Origin of the sequence: Proteus genomosp. 6 (assembly GCF_040139785.1) — a bacterium.
Taxonomy (GTDB): Bacteria; Pseudomonadota; Gammaproteobacteria; order Enterobacterales; family Enterobacteriaceae; genus Proteus.
On sequence record NZ_JBEEVJ010000002.1, the window covers coordinates 45,444 to 52,762 of the forward strand.

Consider the following 7,319-nt stretch of genomic DNA (forward strand, 5'->3'; position numbering starts at 1 on the left):
TGAACAGTTTTAGAACTCACGATCTGGTCGATAAGCAGCCCAAATATTTTGAATATGAACCGTTATCTCTTCTCTATCATGATAAAGGTGCTTAGCTTGGATCTTAACGTTGATCCCTTTTTCCGCTAACTCTGACTTTATTTTTTCAAGGATATGAGAGACTTCCTCATAGCGCTTTTTCATTGGCAGTTTTAGATTAAAGATAGCTTCGCGACACCATTCATTAGCAATCCAAGTTGTCATTAATGCAGCAACTTTAGCTGGTTTTTCAACCATATCACAAACAAGCCATGTGATATTTTTAGTTGTAGGTTCAAATTTAAACCCATCAACTTGGTGATGACGAACTTGTCCTGTATCCATCAAAGATTGTGCCATTGGGCCATTATCAACAGCATGTACCATCATACTGCGTTTCACTAATTGATATGTCCAACCGCCGGGACATGCTCCTAAATCAACCGCTTTCATTCCACTTGCTAAACGCTCTTCCCACTCCTCATAAGGAATGAAAATATGAAATGCTTCTTCAAGTTTTAATGTCGAACGACTTGGTGCATCTGATGGGAATTTTAATCGAGGAATACCCATATAAAATGCGGAATTATTAAAACTATAAGAGTAGCCAACATAACAACATCCCGGTGCAATAAAAAACACATGGATAATAGGGCGGCTAAAATTCTCTACTTTCAGCAAAATTTTCTCATTACGTAAATGATTACGTAATGGCACCGTAAATTTACGGCAGAATTTTAATAATTCTTTGCTTTCGTTAGTATCTGCAACTTCAACTCGAAGTTCACCCGCTTTTTCGACAGCACCTTTTAACATTCCAACAATCGGTGTGATTCTATCTTCTGGCGGTAAATCTTTAAGTAATTCACCTGTTACAAACATCTGACGAGCAAAAATTAATTCACGGAAACTCACTTCACGCGCGATCTTGTCTGCTTCACCTTCTTGGTAGCATTCAAAGATCACATAACCGCTTCCCTCTTTAACACGAGGAAAGCCATAAACGCCGATTTGACCTGCTTTATCCGTAATCTCAGCCGCGCACTCTTTTTCAAAACCTTGGCGACAATATAATGCAACTTTATTCATGGCGAGACGCCGGTGCCCTTAGACGCAAAGCGCCAATAAAAATTAAAGCCCAACCAATAAGAAAACTAAATCCACCAATTGGCGTAAAATAAGATAACAACCTAACTTGTGTTAGCGCCATACAATAAAGGCTACCACTGAAAAGTAGAATACCAACACCAAAGAAAATACCTGCCCAATAAAACCATAAAATGGTTTTACGCATTAACATTGCCGCGATCCCGACAAGTAATAAGGTATGGACGATTTGGTAGCGCATCGCTAACTGAATGTATTCCCAATGTTGTGGCGATAAATGCGGTGCAAGTTTATGAGTTGCAAATGCACCAAAAGCAACATAAAAGAAGCCACTAATCGCGGAAAACATAAGCAATGTACGACTATTCACTGTTTATTCCTTCCTATCTAGAAGATATTTGCCAATCGCAATATTAAGATGATGTCAGTAAACCCAGCTTTTCTTGCTCATTCGCTGCTTGAGATAAAATCCATTGGCGAAAAGCCGCAATTTTACCTAATTCAGCCTGGCTATCTTGGCAAACTAAATAAAATGCATTTTTACTAACAAGGACATCTGGAAAAGGTCTTACTAATCGACCTGATTCTATTTCACTACGTGCCATTACATTATTAACTAATGCAACGCCTTGTCCATGTACAGCGGCCTGTATCACCATTGAACTATGGCTAAAAATAGGCCCTTGTTGCACATTTATCTGATTTTGTATCTCTAATTGACGTACATAAGCTTGCCAATCTCGACGAGATGTATCATGTAGCAATGTATGATAAATCAGATCGGATGGGGTTTTTAGTGGTTTTTCACCTGTAAGTAAAGATGGTGCACAAACAGGGATCAAATATTCCGCATAAAGGCGGTCTGTACGTAAACCAGTCCAATTTCCTCGACCATAAAAAATAGCTACATCAACATCATCAGCCAGCTTATCTTCTTCTCTATCAACAGCCTGAATTCGCACATCAATTCCCGGATAAGCTTGATTAAATCCAGATAGCCGTGGTACTAACCATTGAATAGCAAAACTTGGAGAAAGGCTAACAGTAAGTGCGCCTTTCGCGCTTCGAGCTAATAATTTGCGAGTTGCCTCGTTAATTGATGAAAAGATTTCCTTAATATCGAGGTAATAACTCTGCCCTTCTTCGGTTAATAAAAGAGAGCGGTTGCGTCTTCTAAATAATTTTAGCCCAAGGAATTCTTCTAATGTTTTAATTTGGTGGCTCACTGCTGCTTGTGTCACAAATAATTCTTCAGCGGCTTTAGTAAAACTTAAATGACGTGCCGCTGAATCAAAAACCCTAAGCGCATTTAATGGCGGTAAACGTTTAGACATATTCAGTTCTTAAACCCCTATTTTGGCTATTAGTAGATCCTAACTTTCATCATTAGTTTTTTTTATGCGAAGCATTATAAATTGTCCCTTGATGATTAGCCAGTAAATACCTATAGTAAGCGCACTTCCTAAGCCGGAACGAAAAGTTGTGTAGTAGTAATACTGCGAAACTTTTGGCTTTGTGGTTGTGATGTTGTGTTTGCAAGTTGTCTGGAAATTCCAGACTTAGTAGCTGATGCTACTGTTTTTTTTCACTTCCTGTACATTTACCCTGTCTGTCCATAGTGATTTTATAGTGCACCGCCAAGGCGGTGCTTTTTTTATTCCCTATTTTTCTCTACTTTTGAATGACTCACACATACCGTTTTGATGTTTTCATCCATTTTTTATAATGAACTTATCATCTTTATTCTAAAAAAACTCACTACAAATTATCCCCAATAAATTAAAACAAGAAAAAATAGGATCTTAATCTGATCTCAGTGATTTTTTATTGAGTGAACTTTCATCATCTTAATCGTGTTATTATGAGCGCAATGACTTATAACAAACGGGTACCTTTAGGTTTCCGTTATAAATAAATATAATTAACCGTATAATCTATACGCCCTATTTTTAACGACAAATCACGAAAATTTATTCGTCTACCAATACAGCCTAACTATGAACGTATTTTCACCTGATTTATTTCGACAACAATTTCCTGCTCTTAAAGAAAAAACTATTTATCTCGATAGTGCAGCAACTGCATTAAAGCCTCTCGCCATGATAGAAGCCTCAGATGCGTTTTATCGCCATAATTTTGCGACGGTTCACCGTAGCCAATATCAGCATGCTAAAGAGACAACGCAACAATATGAGGCGACACGTCAACAAGTTACCGAATTAATCAATAGTGCTGATAGTGATACGATTATTTGGACAAAAGGCACCACAGAATCACTCAACTTTATTGCTCAAGGTTATTTTCGTCCACGCTTACAAGCAGGTGATGAAATAATTGTTAGTGAGCAAGAACACCATGCAAACCTTATTCCTTGGTTGATACTAGCGGAACAAACAGGCGCTCGAGTGATCCGTTGGCCTATTGAGGAGCATTTTTTACCTTCAATTGATAGCTTAAATGCTTTAATCAATAAGCGGACACGAATTGTTGCTGTTAGCCAAATGTCGAATGTGACAGGTGCTCAAATCGCATTAGATAAAGTGTCTCAATGCGTTCATCAATATGATAATTGCTTACTGGTTGTCGATGGAGCGCAAGGTATTGCGCATCACCCAACAGATGTCACAGCATTTGATATCGATTTCTATGTTTTTTCTGCTCATAAACTTTATGGCCCTAATGGGTTAGGTATTTGTTATGGTAAACGAAAACATTTAAAAGACATGGCACCTTGGCATGGTGGTGGAAAGATGCTCACTAACGCAACATTTGATGGATTTACTCCCGCGCCTATTCCTCAGCGTTTTGAAGCTGGAACGCCTAATGTTGCGGGTGTTATTGCATTTTCAGCCACATTAGCCTGGTTAGAAAAACAAGATATGCATCATGCTAACCAATATGCTCTTGAGCTTGCAGAAGAAGCAGAGAGGCGTCTGAGTGAGCTAAATGGGTTTATCAGTTACCGAGCCACCAATTCATCGATTGTTTCTTTCAATTTCGAAGGTGTTCATCATAGTGATTTAGCAACATTAATCACAGAGAAAGGTATTGCATTACGCACAGGGCAACACTGCGCACAACCTCTTATTGATTCATTAAATATTTCAGGCTGTTTACGCATTTCTTTTATGCCTTATAATCAACTTTCTGATATTGATGCCTTTATTGACGCTGTTATTTTTGCGTTAACACTCTTAAAAGACGAATAATTATCATGACCAACATTACAACACAGCATCCTTTTGGCAATGAAATCACCCTAGATATCTTGCTTAATGATTTTCAAAAATCAAAAGCATGGGAAGATAAATATCGCCAATTAATTCAACTTTCTCGTAAATTACCTGCATTACCTGATGAATTAAAAACAACAGAAAAAGAAATCAAAGGATGTGAGAACAGAGTGTGGCTAGGCGTTGAATTAAATAATGACGGCAAATACCATGTTTATGGTGATAGCGATGGTCGTATTGTAAAAGGCTTACTGGCTATTATTTTAGTCGCTGTTGAAAATAAAACGGCACAAGAAATAGCTGATATCGATATGTTAGCGATTTTTGAACAATTAGGATTGGCTAATCAAATTAGCCAATCTCGCACTGACGGAGTGAATGCAATTATCGCGCGATTGAAATCACTCACATCCCAGCATTAAGTTTTATACTCTAAATAATTCAAGATGTAGCTAGGCGAAAAGTGAATGAGTCGCTAGGAGCATACATCAGTATGTGACTAGTGTGAATGAACGCCGTCAACAACGCTACAACTTGAAGTATGACGAGCACGCTGCGCCTTTGCTAGCATCTTCTTCAAAGCATGAGACACCGCAATAAAACCAAACGATGCCGTTACCATCGTTACAGCACCAAAACCGGCTGAACAATCCATACGTTTCACACCATCCGCCGTACTTTTTGCCGCACAAACCGTACCATCGCCTTGTGGATAAACGAGTTGTTCTGTTGAGAAAACACAATCAATCCCTAATTTTCCCTTACTATTTTTTACGACATTAAAATCAGATTTCAAACGCTCTCTTAATTTAGCGGCTAACGGATCTTGAATTGTTTTTGCTAAATCCACCACTTGGATTTGTGTTGGATCGATTTGTCCACCAGCACCACCCGTTGTGATCACCGGAATTTTATAACGGCGACAATAAGCTAATAATGCAGCCTTTGGTCTTACACTATCAATTGCATCAATAACATAATCAAAGTCGTTATTCATCATTTCAGCGACATTATCAACCGTGACAAAATCATCAATACTAGTCACTTTGCATTCTGGATTAATTTCTAAAATACGCTGTTTCATCACATCGCATTTAGGCTGACCCACGCTTTCTTTTAACGCATGTATTTGACGATTAGTGTTAGTCACACACACATCATCCATATCAATTAAGGTGATGGCACCAATACCACTACGTGCTAATGCTTCAGCAGCCCAACTGCCAACTCCACCTATACCCACGACACAGATATGAGCCTGAGCAAAATAAGACAACGCGTTTTGCCCATAGAGTCGCCCTATTCCAGAAAAGCGTTGTAAATATGAATCTGATAATGAATTTTGCATAATGCGATAACAACCTAAATAACAGAAATAATCATGGCTCTTAATATCCATAGCCATGTCGTTTGCATAATTTTACCGTTAATAACGAACAGATAAATAGCAAATCGTTTTTATGACGAAGGATTTAATGAGTTAAGTTGTGATTTTTTTAATACCCAAACACGCCCATAATGATTATAAAAACCTGCCATATGACCCGCATCTTTACCAATTCCATGATAAATATCGAAATGATGCCCTTTAATTGCCCCACCTACATCTAATGCCACCATTAAACGCATTTGATATTCGCCTGTAAAATTACCGGTATTATCAAGTACAGGAATTTCAGCAAGCAACACAGTTCCGGCAGGAATAATACTTCTGTCAGAAGCCACAGAGGCAAGTGCAACAAGTGGGATAGCACTAGCGCCTCTAACCGGTGTAAAAGGCTCTGGTTTGAAAAAAACAAATGAAGGGTTTTCTTCTAATAATTTTCTCACTTCGGTATCACTATGTTTATCTGCCCACTCTCTGATAGCCAGCATAGACATATCTTTTCTTTCTACTTCGCCATTATCAATAAGCACTTTACCAATACTACGGTAGGGGTGTCCGTTTTTCCCTGCATAACCAAAGAACGTTAAAGGTTTACCATCACCAAAATCAACATAACCACTTCCCTGAACTTCCATCATAAAATTATCCATAATGGAGTTACTGTAAGCTGCAATTAAAGATTGGCTTAATGCACCATTATAAATAGCAGCACGAGACGGCAACTTTGAACGGCTATTAGCTGGCATTTTATAAAGAGGGTATTGGAATTCACCTTGTTGCGTTAAACGGGCTTCAAGAACAGGTGTGTAATATCCAGTAAATTGAACATTACCGTACTTATCAACCCCTTCCATTTGAAATGCAGAAAGATTGAATTGGCGTAATTGGCGAGTATCAGCACCAGATCGTAACCAGTTTTCTACCGCTTGATAAGTTTCTTTATTGCTATTGTATAAACGGGATGATGTTTGGTTTATCTGGCTTACTTGTTGTAAGTAATCAGGGCCATTAATGGGTGTACCTTGTGTATTTGGCGAACTTACCTCAATGAGATCTTGCTTAAGCTTTCCATCTTTATACTGTTGCCCTTGCTCTGTTGGACGATGACATCCAGTCAAGGCAAGCGCTAACATACCTAAAATTAACGATTTTCGCCAAGTAACCATTTTTTTCCCGCTTAATAACTAAATTTGAGTACTGATTTTGAATGAGAAAGATACCAAAGCCAAATCAATAAAGATAATGAATATACATGTTGTACCTGCGTTCTATTATCACCCAATCAATATGACTTTTAAACATCAAGTATATACTCTCTAAATAACTTGAAGTATGACGAGTATAACTGCCTAAATTTGCATCTTGATGTGTTATTTCTGACCGTTTTTAAAAGAAAACTGTAAAAATTTCATAAAAAACTTGCAACTCGGCAGATCCTGAGTATAGTGCCCCTCTGTGGAGACGCGGGGTGGAGCAGCTTGGTAGCTCGTCGGGCTCATAACCCGAAGGTCGTCAGTTCAAATCTGGCCCCCGCAACCAATTCACAAAGCAGTAAGTTATAGTATCAGTCGCGG

General features: G+C 38.4%; 7 protein-coding genes and 1 tRNA gene. 3 read left to right on the plus strand and 5 right to left on the minus strand.

Going from position 1 to position 7,319, the window contains the following annotated elements:
- Nucleotides 1–9: 9 nt before the first annotated feature.
- The 3 genes from rlmM to ABN212_RS02810 are packed head-to-tail and all read right to left on the minus strand — an operon-like array spanning nucleotide 10 to nucleotide 2,459.
- A complete protein-coding gene (rlmM, locus tag ABN212_RS02800) occupies nucleotides 10–1,107 on the minus strand; it encodes a 23S rRNA (cytidine(2498)-2'-O)-methyltransferase RlmM (RefSeq protein WP_109373102.1) in 1,098 nt (365 codons plus the stop codon).
- Nucleotides 1,100–1,495 carry a DUF423 domain-containing protein gene (locus tag ABN212_RS02805; protein WP_036913817.1) on the minus strand — a complete coding sequence of 132 codons (396 nt, stop codon included), beginning with the start codon at nucleotides 1,493–1,495 and terminating at the stop codon, nucleotides 1,100–1,102. Before ABN212_RS02805 ends, rlmM begins: the two co-directional genes overlap by 8 nt.
- A 43-nt stretch (nucleotides 1,496–1,538) precedes the next feature.
- Nucleotides 1,539–2,459, minus strand: a complete 921-nt coding sequence (locus ABN212_RS02810) for a transcriptional regulator GcvA (RefSeq protein WP_023582728.1) — start codon at nucleotides 2,457–2,459, stop codon at nucleotides 1,539–1,541.
- Between the two features lie 663 nt (nucleotides 2,460–3,122).
- Between ABN212_RS02810 and csdA the strand changes: the two genes are divergently transcribed.
- Together csdA and csdE are read left to right on the plus strand one after the other, a co-directional pair.
- The gene (csdA, locus tag ABN212_RS02815; RefSeq protein WP_198632346.1) at nucleotides 3,123–4,334 is read left to right on the plus strand and encodes a cysteine desulfurase CsdA; all 1,212 of its coding nucleotides are present in this window, start codon (nucleotides 3,123–3,125) and stop codon (nucleotides 4,332–4,334) included.
- 5 nt (nucleotides 4,335–4,339) lie between these two features.
- On the plus strand, nucleotides 4,340–4,780 hold the full coding sequence (gene csdE, locus ABN212_RS02820) for a cysteine desulfurase sulfur acceptor subunit CsdE (protein WP_198620945.1): 441 nt from the start codon (nucleotides 4,340–4,342) through the stop codon (nucleotides 4,778–4,780).
- Between the two features lie 77 nt (nucleotides 4,781–4,857).
- Here the strand turns inward: csdE and tcdA are convergent, their stop codons facing one another.
- Both tcdA and mltA read right to left on the minus strand, forming a co-directional pair.
- Nucleotides 4,858–5,706 (minus strand): tRNA cyclic N6-threonylcarbamoyladenosine(37) synthase TcdA, encoded by an 849-nt coding sequence (tcdA, locus tag ABN212_RS02825; RefSeq protein WP_198630374.1) that lies wholly within the window; start codon nucleotides 5,704–5,706, stop codon nucleotides 4,858–4,860.
- Between the two features lie 110 nt (nucleotides 5,707–5,816).
- On the minus strand, nucleotides 5,817–6,911 hold the full coding sequence (mltA, locus tag ABN212_RS02830; protein ID WP_198620946.1) for a murein transglycosylase A: 1,095 nt from the start codon (nucleotides 6,909–6,911) through the stop codon (nucleotides 5,817–5,819).
- 296 nt (nucleotides 6,912–7,207) lie between these two features.
- On the opposite strand from mltA, the gene ABN212_RS02835 reads away from it, so the two are divergent.
- Nucleotides 7,208–7,284, plus strand: a tRNA-Met gene (locus ABN212_RS02835).
- The last annotated feature ends 35 nt before the right edge of the window (nucleotides 7,285–7,319 follow it).